At 58.6% G+C, this 23,683-nt stretch carries 24 protein-coding genes; 13 read left to right on the top strand and 11 right to left on the bottom strand.

Annotation, left to right across the window (positions count from 1 at the left end):
* The first annotated feature begins 144 nt into the window (after positions 1-144).
* Positions 145-885 carry a 3'(2'),5'-bisphosphate nucleotidase CysQ gene (cysQ, locus tag REA38_RS13955; RefSeq protein WP_033638653.1) on the top strand — a complete coding sequence of 247 codons (741 nt, stop codon included), beginning with the start codon at positions 145-147 and terminating at the stop codon, positions 883-885.
* Between the two features lies 1 nt (position 886).
* On the opposite strand, the gene REA38_RS13950 is transcribed toward cysQ, so the two are convergent.
* Entirely contained in the window at positions 887-1,444 is a 558-nt protein-coding gene (locus tag REA38_RS13950) for a YtfJ family protein (RefSeq protein WP_033636799.1), read from the bottom strand.
* 330 nt (positions 1,445-1,774) lie between these two features.
* On the opposite strand from REA38_RS13950, the gene REA38_RS13945 reads away from it, so the two are divergent.
* Complete coding sequence (locus REA38_RS13945) at positions 1,775-1,981, top strand: DUF1107 domain-containing protein (protein WP_033636801.1); 207 nt, start codon at positions 1,775-1,777, stop codon at positions 1,979-1,981.
* A gap of 73 nt (positions 1,982-2,054) precedes the next feature.
* Here REA38_RS13945 and REA38_RS13940 read toward each other — a convergent pair whose 3' ends face one another.
* Both REA38_RS13940 and msrA read right to left on the bottom strand, forming a co-directional pair.
* Positions 2,055-3,380, bottom strand: coding sequence for a hemolysin family protein (locus REA38_RS13940; RefSeq protein ID WP_033636802.1), 1,326 nt, complete (start codon positions 3,378-3,380; stop codon positions 2,055-2,057).
* 180 nt (positions 3,381-3,560) lie between these two features.
* Complete coding sequence (gene msrA / locus REA38_RS13935) at positions 3,561-4,202, bottom strand: peptide-methionine (S)-S-oxide reductase MsrA (RefSeq protein ID WP_374213791.1); 642 nt, start codon at positions 4,200-4,202, stop codon at positions 3,561-3,563.
* 304 nt (positions 4,203-4,506) lie between these two features.
* Between msrA and REA38_RS13930 the strand changes: the two genes are divergently transcribed.
* The 3 genes from REA38_RS13930 to REA38_RS13920 are packed head-to-tail and all read left to right on the top strand — an operon-like array spanning position 4,507 to position 10,390.
* Positions 4,507-6,225, top strand: coding sequence for an autotransporter assembly complex family protein (locus REA38_RS13930; protein WP_374213792.1), 1,719 nt, complete (start codon positions 4,507-4,509; stop codon positions 6,223-6,225).
* Entirely contained in the window at positions 6,222-10,040 is a 3,819-nt protein-coding gene (locus tag REA38_RS13925; protein ID WP_039567824.1) for a translocation/assembly module TamB domain-containing protein, read from the top strand. The genes REA38_RS13930 and REA38_RS13925 overlap by 4 nt, the downstream gene beginning before the upstream one ends.
* A 2-nt stretch (positions 10,041-10,042) precedes the next feature.
* On the top strand, positions 10,043-10,390 hold the full coding sequence (locus REA38_RS13920; protein ID WP_033636808.1) for a gamma-glutamylcyclotransferase: 348 nt from the start codon (positions 10,043-10,045) through the stop codon (positions 10,388-10,390).
* 53 nt (positions 10,391-10,443) lie between these two features.
* Here REA38_RS13920 and ppa read toward each other — a convergent pair whose 3' ends face one another.
* On the bottom strand, positions 10,444-10,974 hold the full coding sequence (gene ppa, locus REA38_RS13915; protein WP_004933594.1) for an inorganic diphosphatase: 531 nt from the start codon (positions 10,972-10,974) through the stop codon (positions 10,444-10,446).
* A 260-nt stretch (positions 10,975-11,234) separates the two neighbouring features.
* Here ppa and REA38_RS13910 point away from each other — a divergent pair, with 260 nt between their 5' ends.
* Positions 11,235-12,788: a methyl-accepting chemotaxis protein gene (locus REA38_RS13910; RefSeq protein ID WP_033636809.1), complete on the top strand. Its 1,554-nt coding sequence runs from the start codon at positions 11,235-11,237 to the stop codon at positions 12,786-12,788.
* A 45-nt stretch (positions 12,789-12,833) separates the two neighbouring features.
* Here REA38_RS13910 and fbp read toward each other — a convergent pair whose 3' ends face one another.
* Entirely contained in the window at positions 12,834-13,838 is a 1,005-nt protein-coding gene (gene fbp / locus REA38_RS13905; RefSeq protein ID WP_004933587.1) for a class 1 fructose-bisphosphatase, read from the bottom strand.
* A gap of 169 nt (positions 13,839-14,007) precedes the next feature.
* Between fbp and mpl the strand changes: the two genes are divergently transcribed.
* Positions 14,008-15,387, top strand: a complete 1,380-nt coding sequence (gene mpl, locus REA38_RS13900; protein ID WP_033636810.1) for a UDP-N-acetylmuramate:L-alanyl-gamma-D-glutamyl-meso-diaminopimelate ligase — start codon at positions 14,008-14,010, stop codon at positions 15,385-15,387.
* A gap of 197 nt (positions 15,388-15,584) precedes the next feature.
* Here mpl and yhcN (REA38_RS13895) read toward each other — a convergent pair whose 3' ends face one another.
* The 3 genes from yhcN (REA38_RS13895) to argR all read right to left on the bottom strand — a co-directional run bounded on the left by yhcN (REA38_RS13895) (position 15,585) and on the right by argR (position 17,106).
* On the bottom strand, positions 15,585-15,848 hold the full coding sequence (yhcN, locus tag REA38_RS13895) for a peroxide/acid stress response protein YhcN (RefSeq protein WP_033638654.1): 264 nt from the start codon (positions 15,846-15,848) through the stop codon (positions 15,585-15,587).
* Between the two features lie 120 nt (positions 15,849-15,968).
* The gene (yhcN, locus tag REA38_RS13890; RefSeq protein ID WP_033638655.1) at positions 15,969-16,232 is read right to left on the bottom strand and encodes a peroxide/acid stress response protein YhcN; all 264 of its coding nucleotides are present in this window, start codon (positions 16,230-16,232) and stop codon (positions 15,969-15,971) included.
* Positions 16,233-16,635: 403 nt separating this feature from the next.
* Positions 16,636-17,106, bottom strand: a complete 471-nt coding sequence (argR, locus tag REA38_RS13885) for a transcriptional regulator ArgR (RefSeq protein WP_004933572.1) — start codon at positions 17,104-17,106, stop codon at positions 16,636-16,638.
* Between the two features lie 464 nt (positions 17,107-17,570).
* On the opposite strand from argR, the gene mdh reads away from it, so the two are divergent.
* Entirely contained in the window at positions 17,571-18,509 is a 939-nt protein-coding gene (mdh, locus tag REA38_RS13880; RefSeq protein WP_308886057.1) for a malate dehydrogenase, read from the top strand.
* A 67-nt stretch (positions 18,510-18,576) separates the two neighbouring features.
* Here mdh and REA38_RS13875 read toward each other — a convergent pair whose 3' ends face one another.
* Entirely contained in the window at positions 18,577-18,837 is a 261-nt protein-coding gene (locus tag REA38_RS13875) for a helix-turn-helix transcriptional regulator (protein WP_033636812.1), read from the bottom strand.
* Between the two features lie 181 nt (positions 18,838-19,018).
* Here REA38_RS13875 and REA38_RS13870 point away from each other — a divergent pair, with 181 nt between their 5' ends.
* A complete protein-coding gene (locus REA38_RS13870; protein WP_033655297.1) occupies positions 19,019-19,375 on the top strand; it encodes a DNA-binding protein in 357 nt (118 codons plus the stop codon).
* A 48-nt stretch (positions 19,376-19,423) separates the two neighbouring features.
* Here REA38_RS13870 and ispB read toward each other — a convergent pair whose 3' ends face one another.
* The gene (gene ispB / locus REA38_RS13865) at positions 19,424-20,395 is read right to left on the bottom strand and encodes an octaprenyl diphosphate synthase (protein ID WP_033636815.1); all 972 of its coding nucleotides are present in this window, start codon (positions 20,393-20,395) and stop codon (positions 19,424-19,426) included.
* A 270-nt stretch (positions 20,396-20,665) separates the two neighbouring features.
* Here ispB and rplU point away from each other — a divergent pair, with 270 nt between their 5' ends.
* From rplU to cgtA, 4 genes are all read left to right on the top strand, one after another.
* A complete protein-coding gene (gene rplU / locus REA38_RS13860) occupies positions 20,666-20,977 on the top strand; it encodes a 50S ribosomal protein L21 (protein WP_004933561.1) in 312 nt (103 codons plus the stop codon).
* 17 nt (positions 20,978-20,994) lie between these two features.
* Positions 20,995-21,252, top strand: a complete 258-nt coding sequence (gene rpmA, locus REA38_RS13855) for a 50S ribosomal protein L27 (protein WP_004933559.1) — start codon at positions 20,995-20,997, stop codon at positions 21,250-21,252.
* A gap of 105 nt (positions 21,253-21,357) precedes the next feature.
* On the top strand, positions 21,358-22,329 hold the full coding sequence (locus REA38_RS13850) for a DMT family transporter (protein ID WP_308886056.1): 972 nt from the start codon (positions 21,358-21,360) through the stop codon (positions 22,327-22,329).
* Positions 22,330-22,345: 16 nt separating this feature from the next.
* Positions 22,346-23,518: an Obg family GTPase CgtA gene (cgtA, locus tag REA38_RS13845; RefSeq protein WP_308886055.1), complete on the top strand. Its 1,173-nt coding sequence runs from the start codon at positions 22,346-22,348 to the stop codon at positions 23,516-23,518.
* Positions 23,519-23,576: 58 nt separating this feature from the next.
* Here the strand turns inward: cgtA and REA38_RS13840 are convergent.
* Positions 23,577-23,683, bottom strand: a 107-nt coding sequence (locus tag REA38_RS13840) for an IS3 family transposase (RefSeq protein WP_308886054.1), incomplete at its 5' end; no start/stop codon positions are given.

Below are 23,683 nucleotides of genomic sequence, written 5' to 3'. Positions count from 1 at the left end.
GGGGAAGTTCACAGTTGTGCCCAACAAGATCTGAGGAATTCCCGGGGGTTAGCCGGTTGAGATGGATATTCGGCGTAAAAAAAACTAGTCTGCTAGCAGAGACAGAGGGAAATTTCCCACGGAGATGCAGAGTTGAGGTGCATGATGTTAGAGCGAATTTGCCAACTGTCCCGCGAGGCGGGGGCGGCGATCATGGCGGTGTACGACGGTGAACAACCGCTTGATGTCGCACAGAAAAAAGATGATTCACCGGTGACGGCGGCCGATCTGGCGGCGCATCACATCATCAAGCGCGGCCTGGCGGCGCTGACGCCAGAGGTGCCGCTGCTGTCGGAAGAAGATCCGCCGGCGTGGGAAGAGCGCCGCAGCTGGACGCGTTACTGGCTGGTCGATCCGCTGGACGGCACCAAAGAGTTCTTGCACCGCAACGGTGAGTTCACGGTCAATATCGCCCTGATTGAAGAGGGGCAGGCGGTGATGGGCGTAGTGTACGCGCCGGCGATAGACGTATTGTATCTGGCGGAGCGCGGCAAGGCCTGGAAAGAAGAGAAGGGCGTGCGGCAGGCGATCGGCGTCAGCAACGCGCATCCGCCGCTGGTGGTGGTGAGCCGCTCGCATATCGACGACGAGCTGAAAGATTATCTGCAGCAACTGGGCGAGCACCAGACCGTGTCCGTCGGTTCCTCGCTGAAGTTCTGCCTGGTGGCGGAAGGCAAGGCGCAGCTCTATCCGCGCTTCGGGCCGACCAACATTTGGGATACCGCCGCAGGGCATGCGGTGGCGGTGGCCGCCGGGGCGCAAATTCACGATTGGCAGGGCAAGCCGTTGCTCTATACCCCGCGTGAATCCTTCCTCAACCCCGGCTTCCGGGTGTCGCTGTTCTGAGTTAGTTCGCCAACAGCTGGTGCAGCTTGGACATCACCTGCTGCACCTCTTCCGGCGTCAGCGCGCCGTCTTTGGCAAACTGAATGCGCCCTTGCTTATCCAGCACCACGATGGCGGAGCCTTTCGGCTGCAGATCCCAGGCCTTGCGCACGTTACCGTCGCTGTCGACGATAAACTGCGACCACGGGAACTCCTTCTTGCTGTCTTCAATGCTGCTGCGCACAAACATCGCGGTGCCCATCAGGGCATCGTCGGTGTTGACGATTGTCGTCGTTTGGTAACGATCGTGTGGTAGCTTCGCCTTCTTGATCGCTTCAATCAGTGGGTCGTTCATGTCTTTGGCGGAGCTGCGGCCGGCAATATGTTGTATCACTCGCACTTTTCCACTGAGCTGCGCGCTGTTCCAGTTCTGGTAGCTAAAATTACCTTCAGCGTAATTGAGCTCTCCTTTGTCGCTGACGCCGACCGGCGCCACGCGCTGCTGGAGCTGGAAGTTGTGCGCGGAAGCGAAAAGCGGGGCGAGCAGCAGGGATACCATCAGCATGCGACTTGTTTTCATGCTTTCTCCTTGTAATGGGGGGAATTTGTGCGACAGCACTTCGACAGCCTAAAGCATAGGATGTGATAAGAGGTCTGTCCTGTTAACCGGATCGCAGATTTTCCCTTGGTTCGCTAATCATCAGATTTTGAAGGGATATCCTGAAAACGTTATAAATTATCATATACAATTCTGTCAAAAAGTGTAAATCCAGTGCAGATCACCGGGCAGAAGTGAACGATCTGGTCTTTACTGGGTCTACTACATGCAATCAAGTTGCGTTCTGAATTTCGAGGCTGCCACCTTTGGCGGCTCGCTGAGCGCATGGATCAACGGGAGGAGCGTAAAAGAATGAGAATCTTCCAGCGTTATAACCCTTTGAAAGTGGCGAAGTACGTTAAGACCCTGTTTCGCGGAAGGCTGTATATCAAGGACGTGGGCGCATTTGAATTCGACGAGGGGAAAATCCTGCCGCCGAAGATTCGCGACAAGCGCCATTTCAGCGTGATGTCTGAAGTGAACCGTCAGGTGCTGCTGCTGCAGGCCGAGATGGGGTGAACACCTCGCTGACAGCGGTAAAAAAATGCGGCCCCGATGGGGCCGCTGATGTTTTTGTCTTATCGCCGTCAAGCTACGGGGTGTCTTCCGGCGCTTTCGGCAGCACCGCTGCCGGTTTGTCGCTCAGCCGGGTGACCAGCAACTGGTCTATCTTGTAGCTGTCGATATCCACCACTTCGAACTTGTAGCCGGCGTATTTGACGAAGTCGGTGCGTTTCGGGATCTTGCGCAGCATATACATCATAAAGCCGCCGATGGTCTCGTAGTTGCCTGCCTGCGGGAACTCGTCGATATCCAGCACGCGCATCACGTCGTCGATCGGCGTGCCGCCCTCAATCAGCCATGAGCTTTCGTCGCGCGCCACGATCTGCTCTTCCTGGCCCTGGCCGACCAAATCGCCCATCAGCGTGGTCATCACGTCGTTGAGGGTGATGATGCCCACCACCAACGCATATTCATTGAGGATCACCGCGAAGTCTTCGCCGGCGGTCTTGAAGCTTTCCAGCGCTTCGGACAGCGTCAGCGTATCCGGCACGATCAGCGCCGAGCGGATCTGCACGCCGCTGCTCAGCACCAGGCTCTGGTTGCCCAGCACGCGGTTCAGCAGGTCTTTGGAGTCGACGTAGCCGACCACCTGATCGATATGGCCGTCGCACACCAGGAACTTGGAGTGCGGATGGGTCGAGACCTTCTCCTTGATGCTCTCTTCGCTTTCGCGCAGGTCGAAGTACACCACGCTTTCGCGCGAGGTCATCGAAGACGGCACGGTGCGCGATTCCAGTTCGAACACGTTTTCAATCAGCTCATGTTCCTGCTTGCGCAGCACGCCCGCCAGGGCGCCGGCTTCCACCACCGCGTAGATGTCGTCGGAGGTGATGTCGTCCTTGCGCACCATCGGCAGCTTGAACATACGGAAGATCAGGTTGGCCATGCCGTTGAAGAACCACACCAGCGGGCGGAAGATCATGATGGAGAAACGCATCGGGTTGATGATCCGGACGGCGACCGTCTCTGGTGCAATCATACCGATGCGCTTCGGGGTCAAATCGGCGAACAGGATAAACAGGCTGGTCACCAGCACGAAGGAGCAGATGAAGCTGACCTGTTCCGCCAGTTCGGGCGACAGGAAACGATCGAACAACACCTTGAAGGTGGGAGAGAAAGCCGCGTCGCCGACGATACCGCCGAGGATGGCCACGGCGTTCAGGCCGATCTGCACCACGGTGAAGAAGATGCCTGGGGTTTCTTGCAGTTTAAGCACTCTGGCGGCGTTGACGTTGCCTTCGTCCGCCATCAGCTTCAGTTTGATCTTGCGCGAGGCGGCCAGAGAGATTTCCGACAGTGAGAAGAACGCACTCACCGCGATCAGAAAAAGAATCAGTAAAATACTGTTTAACATAATCTATCCATACGTGCCGACGGGATGCCGGCGCTCTTGAGGAAGGGTAGTACATAGTAAAAAAAGCAGCGATAACAACCAGAAGGGAAGCTATCGGGCCGCAGAAGCGGCCCGCACAGTATAGCAGTTGCCCCACAGGGGCCGCCAGCGGTTAAAAAAGTGCCGCCGGCCGGCATCGGATCAGCCCTGCGGCGGCAGGCAAACGCCGATGCCGCCCAGCCCGCAGTAGCCTTCCGGATTCTTGAACAGGTACTGCTGATGATCGTCTTCCGCGTAATAGAACGGCAGCGCCGGCGCGATCTCGGTAGTGATGACGCGCTTGTCGCCCGCCGCCTCCATCGCCTGCTGGAAGCGCTGCAGGCTGCTTTCCGCCTCGGCCTGCTGCTCCGGGCTCAGCGTATAAATCGCCGAGCGGTACTGGGTGCCGACGTCGCCGCCCTGGCGCATGCCCTGCGCCGGATCGTGATTTTCCCAGAACACCTGCAGCAGCTGTTTGTAGCTGACGACCTGCGGATCGAACACCACGCGCACCACTTCGGCGTGGCCGGTCTGGCCGCTGCACACTTCGCGGTAGGTCGGGTTCGGCGTGTAGCCGCCGCTGTAGCCGGCGGCGGTGCTGTAGACGCCCGGCTGCTGCCAGAACAGGCGCTCAACGCCCCAGAAACAGCCCATGGCGAAGATCGCCACCTCCATGCCTGCCGGCACCTGGGTCATCGAGTGTTCGGTGACCACGTTGAGCGTTGTGACAGGCATTGGCGTGGTGCGGCCAGGCAGCGCGCTTGCCTTATCGACGGTTTGTGATTTATCAAAAAATGGCACCACGGTTGACTCCTGTTGTCACAGTAAGAATTGACCCTACATGGGGGCGGTTCGGTTGTATCTCACCGCGTCTTTGCCCACAATAAGTGGCAAGTTGAGTTTATGTATAAGCTTAACGCAGTATTTTGAGCGCCAAAAGTGAAGAATTCGCCTGTTGCGCGGTGGTGGCAAGCGCGGCGGGCGGCGTCCGGAACAAGGTTGAAGAGGGCTGCCGTCATGATAGCGCGGAGTCTGCCCTGGCCCCGGAGCGAACACCATAACAGGAAAGTAAAATCAATAAGGAGAACACGTGCCAAAGTACCCGGTCATGTGCTTGATATCTGTGTTGCTTGCGGCACCTGCGGCCTATGCGGCCAACGTGCGCTTGCAGGTGGAGGGGTTAAGCGGAGAGTTGGAAAAAAACGTCCGGGTGCGGCTGTCGTCGATCACGCCTGAAGAGGTCGGCACCGACGGGCGCTTCCGCGCGCGGGTGGATGAGGCGGTGCGCCAGGGGCTGCGCGCGCTCGGCTATTACCAGCCGACCATCGAGTTTACGCTGGACGATCGGCCGGGGATGTCGCGCCCGGTGCTGCACGCCAAGGTCAATCCGGGCGAACCGGTGCGTATCGCCGGCGCCAACATCGTGCTGGAAGGCGGCGCGAAGACCGATGAGGACTACCTGGCGCTGGTGAAGAAGGGGCGGCCGACCATCGGCGAGATCCTCAACCACGGCAAGTATGACAGTTTCAAAGGCTCGCTCACCGGCCTGGCGCTGCGCAAAGGCTACTTCGACGCCGACATGACCAAAAGCCAACTCGGCGTGGCCGAAGATCTGCACAAGGCGTTTTGGGATATCGATTTCAACAGCGGCGAACGTTACCGCTTCGGCAAGGTGAAATTCACCGGTTCGCAAATCCGCGAAGACTATCTGCAAAATCTGGTGCCCTTTCATCAGGGGGATTACTACAGTTCGGAGGATTTGGCCGAGCTGAACCGCCGTTTGTCCGCCACCAACTGGTTCAACTCGGTGGTGGTGTCCCCTGATTTCAACGATGCCAAAGAGAACAAGATTTTGCCGTTGGACGCGCTGGTGACGCCGCGCACGCGCAACACCGTCGAAACCGGTATCGGCTACTCCACCGACGTCGGCCCGCGGGTGAAAGGCACCTGGAAAAAGCCCTGGCTCAACGATCGCGGGCATAGCCTGGAAACCAGCGCCAGCGTGTCGGCGCCGGAGCAGCAGCTGGATCTGACCTACAAAATCCCGTTGCTCAAGAACCCGCTGGAGCAGTATTACCTGCTGCAGGGCGGCGTCAAGAACGTCGATCTTAACGACACCAAGTCCGTCACCTCCAAAGTGGTGGCCTCGCGCAACTGGGATCTTTCCAGCGGCTGGCAGCGGGCGATCAACCTGACCTGGCGCTGGGATAACTTTACCCAGGGTAACGTCAGCAACACCACCATGCTGCTGTATCCCGGCGTCAGCTTCAGCCGCACCCGTTCGCGCGGCGGTCTGATGCCGACCTGGGGCGACAGCCAGCGCTACTCTATCGACGTGTCCGACACCTCCTGGGGCTCCGGCGTGGACTTTGCGCTGATGCAGGCGCAGAACGTCTGGATCCGCACCCTGGCCGACAAGCATCGTTTTGTGGCGCGCGGGCAGGTGGGCTGGATAGAAACCAACGACTTCGACAAGGTGCCGCCGGATCTGCGCTTCTTCGCCGGCGGTGACCGCAGCATTCGCGGCTACAAGTACAAAGACATCTCGCCGCGCGGTGACGACGGCAAGCTGACCGGCGCCTCCAAGATGCTGACCGGCTCGCTGGAGTACCAATACAACGTGACCGGCAAATGGTGGGGGGCGATGTTCGTCGACTCCGGTGAAGCGGTGAACGATATCAAGAAGAGCAACTTCAAGACCGGCGCCGGCGTAGGCGTGCGCTGGCAGTCGCCGGTGGGGCCGGTGAAGCTGGATATCGCCGCGCCTGTGGGAGACAAGGACACCCACGGGATGCAGTTCTACATCGGTTTGGGGCCTGAACTATGAGCCTGGTTAAAAAGATTTGTCTCGGATTTCTGGTCGTTCTGCTGTTGCTGATCGGCGGCCTGGCCTTCCTGATAGGCACCACCACCGGTTTGCATATGGTCATCAACGGCGCGGCGCGCTGGGTGCCGGGGCTGGAGATCGCCGGCGTCAGCGGCGGCTGGCGCGATCTGACGCTGAAGGGCGTGAAGTATCAGATGCCGGGCGTGACGGTCAACGCCGGGCAGTTCCATCTGTCGCTCGATCTCTCCTGCTTTAAGCGCAGCTCGCTGTGCGTCAATGCCTTGACCGCCCAGGATGTGGACGTGGCGGTGAACACCAAAGAGATGGCGCCTTCCGCGCCGGTGGAGGAGAGCAGTGAGCCGACCACCAATCTCAGCACGCCTTACCCGATCACGCTGCGCCTGTTGGCGTTGAACAACGTCAAGGTCACCGTCGACGACACCGCCATCTCGCTGGCCGAGTTCCGCACCGGCGCGCAGTGGCAAGAGCGCGCGCTGACGCTGATGCCGACCAAGATCGGCTCGCTGCTGATCGCCTTGCCGAAAACCCCGCAAAACCCGCTGCCGGAAGCGGTGCAGCCGGCGGTCGAGGTGGCGAAAAAGGTCGGCGAGCAGGTTACCGACGCGGCGAAGCCGGCACCTCAGCCGGAAGAGAAGCCGCTGGGCGAAACGCTGAAGGAACTGTTCGCCAAACCGCTGTTGCCGGATCTGCCGGACATCCGCCTGCCGCTGGATATCACCGTCAAAGAGATCAGCGGCGAGCAGCTGCGCTTGACCGGCGATACCGACGTGCTGATCACGAGCCTGTTGCTGCAGGCCAGCACGCAGGATCAACATATCCAGCTGGACAACTTCGACGTGAAGTCGCCGCAGGGCACGCTGTCGCTGCAGGGGCAGGCAACGCTGACCGGCGACTGGCCGGTGTCCCTGACCGCCAACAGCGCGCTGAACATCGAACCGCTGAAGGGCGAGAAGGTGAAGCTGAACGTCGGCGGCGGGCTGCGTGACGAGCTGAAGGTGGCGCTGAACCTGTCCGGCCCGGTCGGCGCCCAGCTCGATGTGCAAACCCGGCTGGCCGAAGCCGGCCTGCCGCTGGCGCTGACGTTGCAGAGCAAGCAGCTGAAATGGCCGCTGAGCGGCGAGGCGCAGTATCAGGTCAACGATTTCCGTCTGCGCTTTAACGGCAAGGCGACCGACTACGCGCTGTCGACGCGCGCCAATCTGAAAGGCCAGGACTTGCCGCCGGCGGTGCTGACGCTGGACGGCAAAGGCAACGTCGAGCAGTTCAAGCTGGAGCGCCTGCGCCTGGCGGCGCTGCAGGGCAATACCGATCTCACTGCGCTGGTGGACTGGAGCAAGGCCATCAGCTGGAACTCGCAATTGACGCTGAGCGGCATCAATACCGCCAAGCAGTGGCCGGAATGGCCGGCGAAACTCGACGGCAAGATCACCACGCGCGGCAGCCTGCACGGCGGCAGCTGGCAACTGCAGGTGCCGGTGCTGCAGCTGGACGGCAACGTGAAGCAGAACAAGGTCACGGCGCGCGGTACGCTGAGCGGCAACGCCGCCGGGCAGTGGAAAATCCCCGGCATCGATCTGGCGCTGGGGCGTAACCAACTGAACGTCAAAGGGCAGCTGGACGAGAAGAGCTGGAACCTGGACGCCAACATCGACGCGCCGCGTCTGGACGGCGCGCTGCCGGGCCTGGGCGGCACCGCCAAAGGGCTGCTGAAGCTGCGCGGCAATCTGCAGGCGCCGCAGCTGCTGGCGGATTTGACCGCATCCGGCCTGCAGTGGCAGGCGCTGCGCATCAACCGCGTGAAAATAGACGGCGACGTGCGCTCCACGGATCAGATTCAGGGGCAACTGGCGGTACGCGTCGAGCAGTTGAAGCAGGATGCGCTGGAGGTCAGCCTGTTGACTCTCGACGCCAAGGGCAGCGAGAAGCAGCACCAACTGCAGCTGAAGATCGACGGCAAACCGGTCTCCGGCCAACTGGCGCTGCAGGGCAGCTTCGATCGCCAGCAGCAGCGCTGGCGCGGCAATCTGAACAACACTCGCTTCGATACGCCGGTAGGGGAATGGCGCCTGACGCGCGCCATCGCGCTGGACTACCTGAACACCGAGCAGAAAATCAGCGTCGGGCCGCACTGTTGGCAGAACCCGAACGCCGAGCTGTGCGTGCCCAAGACCATTGAAGCCGGCCAGAGCGGCCAGGCCAGCGTGGTGCTCAATCGGTTCGATCTGGCGATGATCAAGCCGTTCCTCGGCCCGGAAACCGCCCTGAGCGGGGTGTTCACCGGCCGGGCCGACGTCAGCTGGAAACCGGGCGGCGCGCTGCCGGAGGCGAAAGTCACGCTGGCCGGCAACGGCGTCAAAGTGGTGCAGCAGGTGCAGGGCAACGCGCTGCCGATCGCCTTCGACACGCTGACCCTCAACGCCGGCCTGAACAACGGTCGCGCGCTGGCCGACTGGCGGATCAAGCTGACCAACAACGGCCAGTTCGACGGCAATATCCAGGTGGCGGATCCGCAGGTGCGGCGCACCATCAGCGGCAACGTCAATATCACCAACATCTCACTGGCGCTGATCAACCCGGCGCTGATGAAGGGCGAAAGCGCGGCGGGCATGCTGAACGCCAACCTGCGCCTGGGCGGCAGCGCGCAGAAGCCGCTGGTGTTCGGGCGCCTGGCGTTGGATCGGGCGAAGGTGCAGGGGCACTGGATGCCGTTCGATATGACCGATGCGCGGCTGGCGGTGAATTTCAACGGCATGACCTCGACGCTGGAAGGGCTGCTCAGCACCACGCGCGGCCAGCTGAATCTGGCGGGCGACGCCGACTGGCGTGACATCAACGCCTGGCGTGCGCGCATTGCCGCCAAGGGCGATAAGCTGCGGGTGACGGTGCCGCCGATGATCCGCATCGACGTGTCGCCGGATCTGGTGTTCGAAGCCACGCCGCAGCTGTTCTCGCTCAACGGCAAGGTCGACATTCCGTGGGCGCGCATCACGGTGCAGGAGCTGCCGGAAAGCGCGGTGGGCGTCTCTTCCGACGAGGTGATGCTGGACGACCAACTGAAGCCGATTCAACCGAAGACCGCCTCGATCCCGATCAACAGCAATCTGATGATCCACGTCGGCAACGACGTGCGGCTGGACGCTTTTGGTCTCAAGGCCCGTCTGAAGGGCGACCTGAAGGTGGTGCAGGACAAGAAAGGGCTGGGCCTCAACGGCCAGATTGACATCCCTTCCGGCCGCTTCCATGCTTATGGTCAGGATTTGATCGTGCGTAAAGGGCAGCTGATGTTCTCCGGCCCGCCGGATCAGCCGCTGCTGAATATCGAGGCGATCCGCAACCCGGAATCCACCGAGGACGATGTGACCGCCGGCGTGCGCGTGACCGGTCTGGCGGATGCGCCGAAGCTGGAAGTGTTCTCCGATCCGGCCAAATCGCAACAGGAAGCCCTGTCTTATCTGCTGCGCGGCCAGGGCTTGAGCAGCTCCGGCGCCGACGGCAACGCCATGACCTCGATGTTAATCGGCATGGGGGTTGCACAAAGTGGTCAACTTGTGGGTAAAATCGGCGAGGCATTCGGCGTAAGTAATTTGGCTCTGGACACTCAGGGGGTTGGCGACAGTTCCCAGGTTGTCGTGAGCGGCTATGTTCTCCCAGGCTTACAAGTAAAATATGGGGTGGGCATCTTCGACTCCTTGGCCACGCTGACGTTGCGTTATCGCCTGATGCCTAAGTTGTATCTTGAAGCGGTGTCTGGTCTCGACCAGGCATTAGATTTGCTCTATCAGTTTGAGTTTTAGCGATGCGAATAATTGTCTACGGCAGTTTACGGCGCAAACAGGGAAACAGCCATTGGATGACCAACGCCCAATGGCTCGGCGAGCACGAGCTCGAAGGCTATCAGATTTATAATCTGGGCCATTACCCGGCGGCGATCCCTGGAGAGGGCACGATACATTGCGAAGTGTATCGTATTAACTCATCGATTCTGGCAGAGCTGGACGAACTGAAAAGCAACACCAAGGACTATAAGCGCGAACTGATTCAGACGCCTTATGGGAGTGCGTGGATCTACCTGTACAAACACAGCGTGGACGGTTACCCGCGAATTACCAGCGGCGACTGGCTGAAACGTCTCGACGATCAGTAATAAAAAAAACACCGCTCATTGAGCGGTGTTTTTTCATCGGACGGCGGCAGGCATTACTTCTTGGCGGCGCGTTCGAACGAGGCGATGATTTCCGCTTTAGCTGCGGCAGCGTCTGCCCAGCCTTCCACTTTCACCCATTTGCCTTTTTCCAGATCTTTGTAGTGCTCGAAGAAGTGAGCGATCTGGGCTTTCAGCAGTTCCGGCAGGTCGTTCACGTCTTTCACGTGATCGTACTCTTTGGTCAGCTTGCTGTGCGGTACCGCAACCAGCTTGGCGTCTTCACCGGCTTCGTCGGTCATCTTCAGCACGCCAACCGGACGGCAGCGGATTACGGAGCCCGGCTGCAGCGGGTATGGGGTTGGGACCAGCACGTCAACCGGGTCGCCGTCCAGAGACAGGGTGTGGTTGATGTAGCCGTAGTTGCACGGGTAGAACATCGCGGTGGACATGAAACGGTCAACGAACAGCGCGCCGGTTTCTTTGTCGATTTCGTATTTGATTGGATCGGCGTTGGCCGGGATTTCGATTACTACGTAGATGTCTTCCGGCAGGTCTTTGCCAGCAGGGACCAGATTCAAGCTCATGTCGGTTTCCTTTAATCATCAAACCAGAAATGGAGTGGCGGCTATTATAGCGGACTCTTTTGCGATTTCCTGCCCTTTTCATCGTCGAAAACCCAGTGCGCCGGCGCACGGAGAATTTCCAGATTAATCCCGCCGCGGCATGAAGTTTTGCCTCCGCCTGCCGATAACTTCAACAAACAATAATGAGCCAGCAAAGCTGGCTCCGCGTTTTGCCACCCCTACTACGTCTGATCTCACTATTCTGAAGCCGGGAAGAACTCATGCTAAAAAAGATTACGGTGAAGGCTGGGCTGATCGCCCTGCTGAGCCTGATGACCATGCTGCTGATCATGGTCAGCGTTATTGGCGTCAACGCGATTAACGAAGGATCGCGCTCGATCCATACCTTAAACCAGATCCTCGGCGAAGAGCTGGGCTCGCTGGCCAACAGCTCCAACCTGACGCTGCGCGCCAGAACCGCCGCCTCGCTGGCGGTGCGCCAACGGGAGATCGGCCAGACTGATGTCTCCGACGCCACCGTGGGCCGCATCTACGGTTACCTCGAGCAGTCGAACAAGGAAATGGCGCGCTTTGTCGGCGTCGGCACCGTGACCGAGCGCGGCCGCGAACTCTCCAACCGTCTGCAAAACAGCTACCGCGCCTATCTGGATCAGGGCGTGAAGCCGATGGCCGCCGCCATCAAGGCCGGCAAAATCGATGAGTATTATCACATTCAGGAAACGCGCATCTCCGCGTTGAGCATCGCGTTCGAAAAGGATCTCAGCGATTTCCGCAGCTTCGCCATGAAGCTCGGCGCGCAGCAGGTGTATGACGCGGAAAGCAACGCCAGCACCAAGATCTCGCTGATCGTGGTGGCGGGGCTGCTCAGCGTGCTGCTGGCGGTGCTGGCCTGGTTCGCGCTGCGGGTGATCATTCTGCGCCCGCTGGACGAGTCCATCGCGCAGCTGGAACACATCGCCGGCGGCGATCTGACCCATGAGATCCGCGGCGAGGGCGATACCGAGATGGGCCGCCTGGTGCGGGCGATGCAGCGCATGCAGCAGGCGCTGGCCAGTTCGGTCAGCAAAGTGCGCGACGCCAGCAGCCAGATTGACACCGGTTCACGCGAACTGGCGGCCGGCAACCTGCATCTGGCGCAGCGCACCGAAGAATCGGCCGCTTCGCTGGAAGAAACCGCCGCCAGCATGGAACAGCTGACCTCGACGGTGAAAATGAACGCCGAGAACTGCGAACAGGCCAACCAGCTGGCGCTGAGCGTGTCCGATATCGCCAACCAGGGCAGCGAGGTGGTCAGCCAGGTGATGAGCAAGATGCAGGCGATCACCGACAGCTCGCGCCGCATCGCCGACATCATCAGCGTGATGGACGGCATCGCCTTCCAGACCAATATCCTGGCGCTGAACGCGGCGGTGGAAGCGGCGCGCGCCGGCGAACAGGGCCGAGGTTTTGCGGTGGTGGCCGGTGAAGTGCGCAATCTGGCGCAGCGCAGCGCCCAGTCGGCGAAAGAGATCAAAGGGTTGATCGAAGCGTCGCAGAACCGGGTGCAGGAAGGCGAGCAGATGGTGGAGTCGGCGGCGCAGACCATGAGCGGCATTACCGGCGAAGTGGGCCGGGTGACGGCGTTGATGCGTGAGATCTCGGCGGCGACGCGCGAACAAAGCAGCGGTATCGAACAGGTGAACCTGGCGGTGGCGCAGATGGATCAGGTGGCGCAGCAGAATGCGGCACTGGTGGAAGAGTCGGCGGCGGCGACGCGCTCGTTGGAAGATCAGGCTCAGCTGCTGGCGCAGAGCATGGCGGCGTTCAAGCTGTAAGGCGATAAGGGTTCGGCGCGGCGCCGAACCCTTGCAAAGAACGCGTTACTCGTCCGGGTTTTCGGCGATGAAGCGTTCCGCGTCTTCTACCATCGACTTGGTGCCGACGAAGAATGGCGCGCGCTGGTGCAGTTTCACCGGCGTGATGTCCAGAATGCGGTTTTTGCCGTCGCTGGCCTTACCGCCGGCCTGTTCGGCCAGGAACGCCATCGGGTTGCATTCGTACAGCAGGCGCAGCTTGCCTTGCGGATGGCTGGCGGTGCTTGGGTAGATGTAGATGCCGCCTTTCAGCAGGTTGCGGTGGAAGTCCGCCACCAGAGAACCGATGTAGCGCGAGGTGTAAGGGCGCTGCGTCGCTTCATCCTGCTCCTGGCAGTATTTGATGTATTTCTTCACGCCGAGAGGGAACTTGATGTAGTTGCCTTCGTTGATGGAATACATGTTGCCGCTCGCCGGGAAGCGCACTTTCTCGTGGGAGAGGCAGAATACGCCCAGAGACGGGTCGTAGGTGAAGGCGTGGACGCCGTAACCGGTGGTGTACACCAGCATGGTGGACGAACCGTAAACCACATAACCCGCTGCGACCTGGGCGCTGCCCGGCTGCAGGAAGTCTTCTTCGGTCACCGGCGTGCCGACCGGCGTGATGCGACGGTAGATAGAGAAAATCGTACCGACCGAGACGTTGACATCGATGTTGGACGAACCGTCCAACGGATCCATCAAAACGACATACTTGGCATTTTCAGCTCGCTCGCCGTCGAATATCACGATTTCATCTTCTTCTTCGGAAGCGATACCCGCAACTTCACCACGCGCTTTCAACGCCGCTTTCAGTTTTTCGTTCGCGTACAGGTCCAGTTTCATCTGAACTTCGCCCTGTACGTTGGACACCCCGCTGGTGCCCAGAATATCAACCAGGCCGGCCTTGTTGATGTCGCGGTGGATGATTTTGGCGCCCAGTTTAATTGCAGAAAGTAACGCGGTCAGCTCGCCGGTGGCGTGAGAGAAGTCGTGCTGTTTCTCGACGATAAATTCGCCTAACGTTTTCATGACACAATCCCTGAATCTACGGATGGATAGCGGCCTGTTAACAAACCGCCAACGTTTTCGCGTGCAGTGTAGCCCAAAGATGCGCGCTATTCATAGGCAAATCCATTTCTTCTGGACGATTCTGAGCGTTAGAATATGCCGACATTCGATGCACTCACATGAGAAACCTATGCGCATTCACATTCTTGGGATCTGTGGCACCTTTATGGGCGGGTTGGCGATGCTGGCGCGCTCACTGGGGCATGACGTCACCGGTTCGGACGCCAACGTCTATCCGCCGATGAGCACGCTGCTGGAGAACCAGGGGATCGATCTTATTCAGGGTTATGATCCGGCCCAGCTGGATCCGGCGCCGGATCTGGTGATCATCGGCAACGCCATGACGCGCGGCAACCCGTGCGTGGAGGCGGTGCTGGAACGTGGCATCCCTTACGTTTCCGGCCCGCAGTGGCTGCACGACGCCGTGTTGCGCGATCGCTGGGTACTGGCGGTCGCCGGCACCCACGGCAAAACCACCACCGCCGGCATGGCGACCTGGATCCTCGAGGCCTGCGGCTACCAGCCCGGTTTCGTCATCGGCGGCGTACCGGGCAACTTCGACGTATCGGCCCGTCTCGGCGGCAGCCCGTTCTTCGTGATCGAGGCCGACGAATATGACTGCGCGTTCTTCGACAAGCGCTCCAAGTTCGTGCATTACAGCCCGCGCACGCTGATCATGAACAACCTGGAGTTCGACCACGCCGATATCTTCGACGATCTGAAAGCCATCCAGAAACAGTTCCACCACCTGGTGCGTCTGGTGCCGGGCAAAGGCAAGATCATCCTGCCGGACAACGACAGCCACCTGAAGCAGGTGATGGCGATGGGCTGCTGGAGCGAGCAGGAGCTGGTGGGGGAAGAGGGCACCTGGCGTGCACAGAAGCTGACGCCGGACGCCAGCCATTACGCGGTGTTCCTCGACGGCGAACAGGTCGGCGAAGTGAACTGGGCGCTGGTGGGCGAGCACAACATGCATAACGGCCTGATGGCCATCGCCGCCACCCGCCACGTCGGCGTGCAGCCGGCGGACGCCTGCCGCGCGTTGGGCGATTTCATCAACGCCCGCCGCCGCCTGGAGCTGCGTGGCGAAGCCAACGGCGTCACGGTCTACGACGACTTCGCGCACCACCCGACGGCGATCCTGGCCACTCTGGCCGCGCTGCGCGGCAAGGTCGGCGGCACGGCGCGCATTCTGGCGGTGCTGGAGCCGCGCTCCAACACCATGAAAATGGGCATCAGCAAAAACGATCTGGCGCCTTCGCTCGGCCGCGCCGACGAGGTGTTTCTGTTCCAGCCGCACCACATTCCGTGGCAGGTGGCGGAAGTGGCGGATGCCTGCGTGCAGCCGGCGCATTGGAGCGCGGATCTCGACACGCTGGTGGACATGGTGGTGAAAACCGCACAGCCGGGCGATCACATTCTGGTGATGAGCAACGGCGGTTTCGGCGGCATTCACGACCGTCTGCTGGACGCGCTGGCGAAAAAGCAGGAACCGAAAGTCACCTACTGATCGCTCAGCCGCATCAGCCACATCAAGGGCCGCATTCGCGGCCTTTTTTACGCCCATAAAAAAGCCCTCGCGAGCGAGGGCAACGGGGTTCGTCGGATAGGACGACGAGAGGGTCTCTGGGAAATCGGCGTTTGCGTCAGAACTCGGCAGTGGCAGTGACGAGGGTAATCAGCTCTGCAAAGCCGTTCCCAGAGTTGTTATTTGTAAATCTCGGCGGTGGCGTGGTAGTTGCCTTCGTTACGCGCTTCGATCACGCGGTAGGCGGTCGCGCCTTTCGCGTCGGCTTTCTCCGACAACGCCTGGCGAATGTCGGTCGGCGCGCCGTCGATGCCGCTGACGGTGATGGTGCCGATAGATTGCAGATTGGCGGTCTGATCGTTTGTCACCAGCTGGGCGGCGGAGGCGCCGAAGGAGATGACAGACAGCAGGCCGAATGCAGCGAGAGTAGTTTTCATGTTCATGATAGCAATCCTTGGTCATAACAGCCTGGAAGGGCTTGGCAGCGATTTTTATTCTTGAAGGCCGTTATGGCAGCGTTTGATTCCAGAGATGTATTGCCCGTTGCCGGGTAATGTCGGTACTTATTTGTAGATTTCAGCGGTTGCGTGGAAGCTGCCGTCATTGCGGGCTTCGATTACGCGGTAAGCGGTCGCCCCTTTGGCGTCGGCTTTGTCGGACAGCGCCTGGCGGATGTCGGAAGGCGCAGCGGCGACGCCGCTCACGGTGATTACACCGGCCGGCTGCAGTTTTGCGGCCTGAGTTGCATCAATAGATTGTGCTGCGAATGCACCAAAGGAAAGCATGGACAGAACGCTCAGGGTTGCAACGGTAGCTTTAATTTTCATCATCTCACCTCATCGTATTCTTTTATCAGTTCCAACGAACTGTGATTCAGTTCACGAAAATGAGTATACAGCTAGTAACGCGAAAAATTAATAGTTCGCTAACAGTTGCTAGTGAAACTTTAACCTTATGATCTTTATTTTTTATAACTGTAAGGAATAAAAAACGCTCACAAAACGATCTTTTGATGTTAAATTTATGTAATTTCAATAAGGTAAGTGCTTTTAACCAAAAGTGCGGAAGATCACAGTGGGTACTGCTGGTTACATGTAGATGTCATGGAAATGTGTTGCTGAGGGATAAAAAAGCAGTGTTAAACGCGGTTGAAGGCGGGAAAGGTAACGTGAGAGTTAAAGAAGCGCTAACAAAGTGCGGGCTAAAGCCGCACTTTGTTAGCGCCAGGTTTCACAGCTCTTGCTCGAACACGCCCAGAATAGCCTCATGCAGTTTCTGAGCGGTAAAGCCGTTGGACGGGGTGACGAAAATCGTGTCGTCGCCGGCAATCGTGCCGAGGATGCCCTGGGATTTCCCCAATGAGTCGAGCAGGCGGGCGATCAGCTGCGCGGCGCCCGGGCTGGTGTGGATCACCACGACGGCGTCGTTATGGTCGACGTCCAGCACCAGATTCTTCAATGGGCTGGTGGTGGTCGGCACGCCGAGTTCGGCAGGAAGGCAATACACCATTTCCATTTTGGCATTGCGCGTACGTACCGCGCCGAACTTGGTCAGCATGCGCGATACTTTGGATTGGTTAATGTTTTCGAAGCCTTCTTCTTGCAGCGCCAAAACGATCTCGCCTTGAGAACTGAATTTTTCTTCTTTCAATAACGCTTTGAACGTCTTGATCAGATCTTCCTGTTTTGCGGGATTACGCATTTTGCACCGTGGAATGTTGATAGTGGAAGTCATGATTATGCATATAGATGAATTTTTATGCAACAAAGGCCGACCCAAAGAAAATAAGCATGACCGGGCGGCGAGGAAAGGGCGGCATTTTAACAAAATCCGGCCGCGATGAATATGCCCTTTTGGCGACGGAAAATCGGCCCGCAGTGGTAAATAAAATGTTATTAAAATGATGTTGTTCTGATGTTGCGTAAGGGTGTAATGTAACGGCCGGTTAACTTGCTCGTGAATAACCTCGCACTATTTTTGATTAGTGTGCGCTATGCCCTTCATGCGTAAGCGATTTAATCTAAAATGGGCGCGACAGCGGCCGTTTTATTACACCTGCAGGCAAGAATTGGCTAATTTATTGTTTTGAAAGGTGTAATGACTTAAGGTCCGTAACCAACACATTCACGGCGCTTTATATATTTAAGATAATAAAGGAGTATAGGATGAAAGTTGCAGTTCTCGGTGCTGCTGGCGGTATCGGCCAGGCCCTCGCCCTTCTACTCAAAACCCAGCTTCCTTCAGGTTCTGAACTCTCTCTCTACGACATTGCCCCCGTTACCCCAGGCGTTGCCGTCGACTTAAGCCACATCCCAACCGCAGTTAAAATCAAAGGCTTCAGCGGCGAAGACGCGACCCCGGCTCTGCAAGGTGCGGACGTGGTGCTGATTTCCGCCGGCGTGGCCCGTAAGCCAGGCATGGATCGCTCTGACCTGTTCAACGTTAACGCCGGCATCGTGCGTAACCTGATTGAACAAGTGGCGAAAACCTGCCCGAAAGCCTGCATCGGCATCATCACCAACCCGGTTAACACCACGGTCGCCATCGCGGCGGAAGTGCTGAAAAAAGCCGGCGTTTACGACAAGAACAAACTGTTCGGCGTGACTTCGCTGGATATCATCCGTTCCAACACCTTCGTGGCCGAGCTGAAAGGCAAGCAGCCGGAAGAGCTGAACGTGCCGGTCATCGGCGGCCACTCTGGCGTGACCATCCTGCCTCTGCTGTCGCAGATCCTAGGCGTGAGCTTCACCGATCAGGAAGTGGCGGATCTGACCAAGCGCATTCAGAACGCCGGCACCGAAGTGGTGGAAGCCAAAGCCGGCGGCGGGTCTGCAACGCTGTCCATGGGCCAGGCGGCCGCCCGTTTCGGTCTGTCTCTTGTGCGTGCGCTGCAGGGCGAGAAAGGCGTTGTGGAATGCGCTTACGTTGAAGGCGACGGCAAATACGCTCGCTTCTTCGCACAGCCGCTGGTGCTGGGCAAGAACGGCGTTGAAGAGCGCAAGGATATCGGCACCCTGAGCGCCTTCGAGCAGAAAGCGCTGAACGAGATGCTGGACGTGCTGCACAAAGATATCGAACTGGGCGAGAAGTTCATCAATAACTGATCGACGCCGATAGTCAGCCGATAAACGCCGCCGGACGCTGTTCCGGCGGTTTTTTTTTGCTCCGCGTTCACGATTTGATGCGCGCCTTGCGATCCAGCAGGCAATCGCTGTGCGGATCGTAATAGCGGCTTGGCCAGATCTCCGAAGGGTGGACGCCTATCGCTTCGGCGATCAGCCATTCCCCCTTCGGCCACGGGCGCGACAGCGCGTTGGCCAGCGTCGATGAGCTTAACCCGGCCTTGCGCGACACTGCCGCCAGCGTGGTGCCCTGCTTGCGTAGCGCCGCGATGATATCTGCCGGATGCCAATCTGGGTTCCTTGAATTCATGTTTACATTCCTTTTCTGATTAGCCAAAGTTGCGTTAGTGGTATAACTAACGGGTCAAGGTTAAGCGCATGAACAACGTGAAACGCTTATTCGGAAACCAGAATACCATTAAATTTCCTAAAAAATACCCAAGTAATTTCCAAAAAATGACGTTGCCCACTATTGCCCAGAGATGATGGCTATGAAAAAAGAGTGGTTTGCCGCCAAGGAACTGACAGGCATCGCAGGATTACCTTCCTCACCACAGGGAATCAATCTGATGGCCCGGCGCGAAGGCTGGATCAGCCGCAGGCGTAAAGGCGTGCAGGGAAAAGCGTTGGAGTACCATATCGACAGCCTGCCTTCAGACGTGCGTAACCTGCTGGTGCTGAAGGAAGACGGGGCGGCATATGACGTAGAGCGTCAGGATCCGTTGGCGGTCTGGATCGAGTATTACTACCATTTGACGGAAAGCGAGCGCGAGAAAATGGTGGCTTTCCTGATGCGGGAAGGGATCGGCGGCCTGCTGGCGCGTATCGACGAAGAGAGCAATACCTAGGCAGGCCCGCGTATGCGGGCCTGATGGTTTTTAAGAAACATTAATTTCTTAAAAGTCGCGTTGCACCGCCAGATGGGCCAGGCCCTCCAGCGCCGTGCGGTGCTCCGATGCCGGCAATGCCTGCAGCGCGGCGATCGCCTTGTCGGCCTCTTCCTCGGCGCGTTTGCGGGTGTATTCCAGCGAACCGCATTGCTGCATCGCCTGCAGCACCGGCTCCAACAGGTGACGGCCGTTGCCTTGCTCAATCGCGCCGCGGATCATGTCACGCTGGGCGTCGTCGCCGTTGTGCATCGCGTGCAGCAGCGGCAGGGTCGGTTTCCCTTCGTTCAGATCGTCGCCGGTGTTTTTGCCCAGGGTGCTGCCGTCGGCGCTGTAGTCGAGCAGATCGTCGATCAGCTGGAAAGCGGTGCCGAGGTAGCGGCCATAGTCTTGCAGCGCCCGTTCTTGCTCCGCGCTGGCGCCGGACAGGATCGCCGACGATTGCGCCGCCGCCTCGAACAGACGGGCGGTTTTGCTGTAGATCACCCGCATATAGCTTTCTTCGCTGATGTCGGGATCGTGCACGTTCATCAACTGCAGCACTTCACCTTCGGCGATGACGTTGACCGCTTCCGACATCAGCGCCAGCACGCGCAGGGATTCCAGGCTGGTCATCATCTGGAAGGCGCGGGTGTAGATAAAGTCGCCGACCAGCACGCTGGCGGCGTTGCCGAATGCCGCGTTGGCGGTGGCTTTGCCGCGGCGCATGTCCGATTCGTCAACGACGTCGTCATGCAGCAGCGTGGCGGTATGGATGAATTCGATCAGGGCGGCCACGGTGACGTGCTTGCTGCCTTCATAGCCCAATGCCCGCGCCGCCAGGACGGCGATCATCGGCCGGATGCGCTTACCGCCACCGCTGATAATGTAATAGCCAAGCTGATTGATGAGCGTGACATCGGAATTCAGCTGTTCGAGAATTGTTGCGTTCACGGCCGCCATATCTTGCGCGGTTAACTCGGTAATTTGCTCTAGGTTCATTGTATTTTTTTCAGCTGTGTTTCTCTTCACCGCGTTGAGATCGCTGCTCACATCGGTACATGGCGGTAACTGTCCCTATGATTGTACTTGAAAAACGGTTCAGATAAACGCCACGAAAGAAACTGCGCTTTTTTTCTTCTTTTTTCTTGTTCTGGTCTTATTCTGCTCTTGTCATGCGCTGCTTTTTTGCGTAGAATTCGCGCCCTATTGTGAATATTTATAGCGCGCTCTGAACTAACACAGTCGGGCACGCGGAAAGCGGAGTTTTATATGTACGCGGTTTTCCAAAGTGGTGGTAAACAACACCGAGTAAGCGAAGGTCAGACCGTTCGCTTGGAAAAGCTGGACATCGCAACTGGTGAAGCGGTTGAGTTTGACCAGATTCTGATGATCGCTAATGGCGAAGATATCAAAATCGGCGTTCCTTTCGTCGATGGCGGCAAGATCAAAGCTGAAGTCGTTGCTCACGGTCGTGGCGAGAAAATTAAAATTGTTAAGTTTCGTCGTCGTAAACACCACCGTAAGCAGCAGGGCCACCGTCAGTGGTTCACTGACGTTAAAATCACCGGCATCAGCGCTTAAGTTAGGAGAGCGGATTAATGGCACACAAAAAGGCTGGCGGCTCGACTCGTAACGGTCGCGATTCAGAAGCTAAACGTCTGGGCGTAAAACGCTTTGGCGGCGAAGCAGTACTGGCAGGCAGCATCATCGTTCGTCAGCGCGGCACCAAATTCCACGCTGGTACCAACGTGGGTTGCGGCAAAGACCACACTCTGTTTGCTTTGAAAGACGGTAAAGTCAAATTCGAAGTTAAAGGCCCGAGCAATCGTAAATTCATCAGCATCGAAGCTGAATAATTTTTCGAGCCTTACGAAATAGATGTAAGCCCCGCAATTCGTTGCGGGGCTTTTTACATTTATGGGTTGCCTGAGGGCAGGCCCGTCAGCGTTGGCGAAGGTGATATGGATACGAAGCAGCAGGTCGGCGTTGGCATTTCTCTGGCGTTAACCACGGCGGTTTGCTGGGGCGCGTTGCCGATTGCGATGAAAGAAGTGTTGGTGGTGATGGAGCCGTTTACCGTTGTCTGGTATCGCTTTACCATGGCCGCCATCGGTTTGGGCGCGATCCTCGCGGTGCGCGGCAAGCTGCCGCCGCTGACGATGTTCCGCCAGCCGCGTTGGCTGCTGCTGTTGGCGATCGCGACGGCGGGGCTGCTGGGCAACTTTGTGTTCTTCAGTTCCTCGCTGCAATACCTGAGCCCGACGGCGTCGCAGGTGATTGGCCAGCTGTCGCCGGTGGGCATGATGTTCGCCAGCGTGCTGATTTTAAAAGAACGCATGCGCGTCACCCAGGTCATTGGCGCCCTGATGCTGATTTGCGGACTGATGCTGTTTTTCAACGTCAGTCTGATAGAGATCTTCACCCGGCTGACGGACTACACGCTGGGCGTCATGCTGGGCGTGTGCGCGGCGATGGTCTGGGTGAGCTACGGCGTGGCGCAGAAGGTGTTGCTGCGCCGGCTGGCTTCGCCGCAGATCCTGGTTATGTTGTACACTTTATGTGCGATGGCGTTGTTCCCTCTGGCCAAACCCGAGGTGATTTTCCAGCTGAGCGGCTGGCAATTGGCGTGTTTGCTGTTTTGCGGCGCCAATACGCTGATCGGCTACGGCGCGCTGGCAGAGGCGATGGCGCGTTGGCAGGCGGCGCAGGTAAGCGCGTTGGTGACGCTGACCCCGCTGTTTACCCTGCTGTTTTCAGATTTATTGGCGTTGGCCTGGCCCCAGGCATTCGCCGCGCCGACGCTGAACATTGTCGGCTATGTCGGTGCGTTTGTGGTTGTGGCGGGCGCCATGTTTTCCGCAATTGGTCACCGGTGGTGGCCGCGACGGGCAGACCCCCCCCTGGTTGCTCCTTTGAAGCAGCCCGGTGAATGATTTACGGAGACGGTAAATGAAGTTTGTAGATGAAGCAGCGATTCTGGTCGTTGCAGGCGACGGCGGCAACGGATGCGTCAGCTTCCGCCGCGAAAAATATATCCCCAACGGTGGGCCTGACGGCGGCGACGGCGGCGACGGCGGCGACGTCTACCTGCTGGCGGACGAGAACCTCAACACCCTGATCGACTACCGTTTTGAGAAGTCTTTCCGCGCCGAGCGCGGCCAGAATGGCCAGAGCCGCGACTGTACCGGTAAACGCGGTAAAGACGTCATCATCAAGGTGCCGGTCGGCACGCGCGTGAAGGATCAGGGCACCGGCGAGATCCTCGGCGACATGACCTGCCACGAGCAGAAGCTGATGGTCGCCAAAGGCGGCTGGCACGGCCTGGGCAACACCCGTTTCAAATCTTCGGTCAACCGTGCACCGCGTCAGAAGACGCTGGGTACCGCTGGCGAAGCGCGCGACCTGTTGCTGGAACTGTTGCTTTTGGCCGATGTGGGCATGCTGGGCCTGCCAAACGCCGGTAAATCGACCTTCATCCGCGCGGTGTCCGCCGCCAAGCCGAAGGTGGCCGATTATCCGTTCACTACGCTGGTGCCGAGCCTGGGCGTGGTGCGTATGGACCATGAGCAGAGCTTTGTGGTCGCCGACATTCCGGGGCTGATCGAGGGCGCCTCTGAAGGCGCTGGCCTGGGCATTCGCTTCCTGAAACACCTGGAGCGTTGCCGCGTGCTGCTGCACCTGGTGGACATCGCGCCGATCGACGAATCCGATCCGGTGGAGAACGCCAAAGTCATCATCAACGAGTTGAACCAATACAGCGAAAATCTGGCGCAGAAGCCTCGCTGGCTGGTGTTCAACAAAATTGATGTGATTGGTGAGGAAGAAGCCGCCGAACGCGCCAAGGCGATTGTGGAAGGCATGGGCTGGGAAGGGAAGTACTATATGATCTCCGCCGCCAACCGCGAAGGCGTCAACGCGCTGTGCTGGGACGTGATGAACTTCATCAACACCCAGCCGAAAGCGATGGCGATCGAAGAAAGCGCACCGGAAAAAGTCGAATTCATGTGGGATGACTACCACCGCGAGCAAATCGCGGAAGTGGAAGCCGAAGCGGAAGATGACTGGGATGACGACTGGGACGAAGACGACGACGAAGGCGTCGAAATCATTTACCAGAAGTAATTCGGTGATAAGGGGCTCAGCAACGTGAACTGACCCCCAGAAGTTGGACGATGTAAATTCAGGCGGCCTTCATGGCCTGGGTTCGATACTCTACCGGACTCAGGCCTTTTAGTTTCTCTCTGAGGCGGCTGTGGTTATAGTAATCAATGTAGTTCTCTATTTCTT

Origin of the sequence: Serratia sp. MF1(2023), assembly GCF_030954545.1 — a bacterium.
GTDB lineage: Bacteria > Pseudomonadota > Gammaproteobacteria > Enterobacterales > Enterobacteriaceae > Serratia > Serratia sarumanii.
The sequence above is the reverse complement of the archived record's forward strand: the minus strand, read 5'-3'. Positions and strand labels throughout refer to the sequence as shown.

Bases quoted from the DNA above. Each gene is read 5' to 3' on its own strand.
- ispB (WP_033636815.1), bottom strand. From the start codon at position 20,395: ATGAACCTAGAGCAAATTACCGAGTTAACCGCGCAAGATATGGCGGCC.
- REA38_RS13940 (WP_033636802.1), bottom strand. From the start codon at position 3,380: ATGTTAAACAGTATTTTACTGATTCTTTTTCTGATCGCGGTGAGTGCG.
- rpmA (WP_004933559.1), top strand. From the start codon at position 20,995: ATGGCACACAAAAAGGCTGGCGGCTCGACTCGTAACGGTCGCGATTCA.
- mpl (WP_033636810.1), top strand. From the start codon at position 14,008: ATGCGCATTCACATTCTTGGGATCTGTGGCACCTTTATGGGCGGGTTG.
- REA38_RS13850 (WP_308886056.1), top strand. From the start codon at position 21,358: ATGGATACGAAGCAGCAGGTCGGCGTTGGCATTTCTCTGGCGTTAACC.
- REA38_RS13875 (WP_033636812.1), bottom strand. From the start codon at position 18,837: ATGAATTCAAGGAACCCAGATTGGCATCCGGCAGATATCATCGCGGCG.
- rplU (WP_004933561.1), top strand. From the start codon at position 20,666: ATGTACGCGGTTTTCCAAAGTGGTGGTAAACAACACCGAGTAAGCGAA.
- REA38_RS13925 (WP_039567824.1), top strand. From the start codon at position 6,222: ATGAGCCTGGTTAAAAAGATTTGTCTCGGATTTCTGGTCGTTCTGCTG.
- REA38_RS13950 (WP_033636799.1), bottom strand. From the start codon at position 1,444: ATGAAAACAAGTCGCATGCTGATGGTATCCCTGCTGCTCGCCCCGCTT.
- ppa (WP_004933594.1), bottom strand. From the start codon at position 10,974: ATGAGCTTGAATCTGGTCCCTGCTGGCAAAGACCTGCCGGAAGACATC.
- REA38_RS13870 (WP_033655297.1), top strand. From the start codon at position 19,019: ATGAAAAAAGAGTGGTTTGCCGCCAAGGAACTGACAGGCATCGCAGGA.
- REA38_RS13920 (WP_033636808.1), top strand. From the start codon at position 10,043: ATGCGAATAATTGTCTACGGCAGTTTACGGCGCAAACAGGGAAACAGC.
- REA38_RS13930 (WP_374213792.1), top strand. From the start codon at position 4,507: ATGTGCTTGATATCTGTGTTGCTTGCGGCACCTGCGGCCTATGCGGCC.
- yhcN (WP_033638655.1), bottom strand. From the start codon at position 16,232: ATGAAAATTAAAGCTACCGTTGCAACCCTGAGCGTTCTGTCCATGCTT.
- REA38_RS13945 (WP_033636801.1), top strand. From the start codon at position 1,775: ATGAGAATCTTCCAGCGTTATAACCCTTTGAAAGTGGCGAAGTACGTT.
- mdh (WP_308886057.1), top strand. From the start codon at position 17,571: ATGAAAGTTGCAGTTCTCGGTGCTGCTGGCGGTATCGGCCAGGCCCTC.
- argR (WP_004933572.1), bottom strand. From the start codon at position 17,106: ATGCGTAATCCCGCAAAACAGGAAGATCTGATCAAGACGTTCAAAGCG.
- cysQ (WP_033638653.1), top strand. From the start codon at position 145: ATGTTAGAGCGAATTTGCCAACTGTCCCGCGAGGCGGGGGCGGCGATC.
- yhcN (WP_033638654.1), bottom strand. From the start codon at position 15,848: ATGAACATGAAAACTACTCTCGCTGCATTCGGCCTGCTGTCTGTCATC.
- fbp (WP_004933587.1), bottom strand. From the start codon at position 13,838: ATGAAAACGTTAGGCGAATTTATCGTCGAGAAACAGCACGACTTCTCT.
- cgtA (WP_308886055.1), top strand. From the start codon at position 22,346: ATGAAGTTTGTAGATGAAGCAGCGATTCTGGTCGTTGCAGGCGACGGC.
- REA38_RS13910 (WP_033636809.1), top strand. From the start codon at position 11,235: ATGCTAAAAAAGATTACGGTGAAGGCTGGGCTGATCGCCCTGCTGAGC.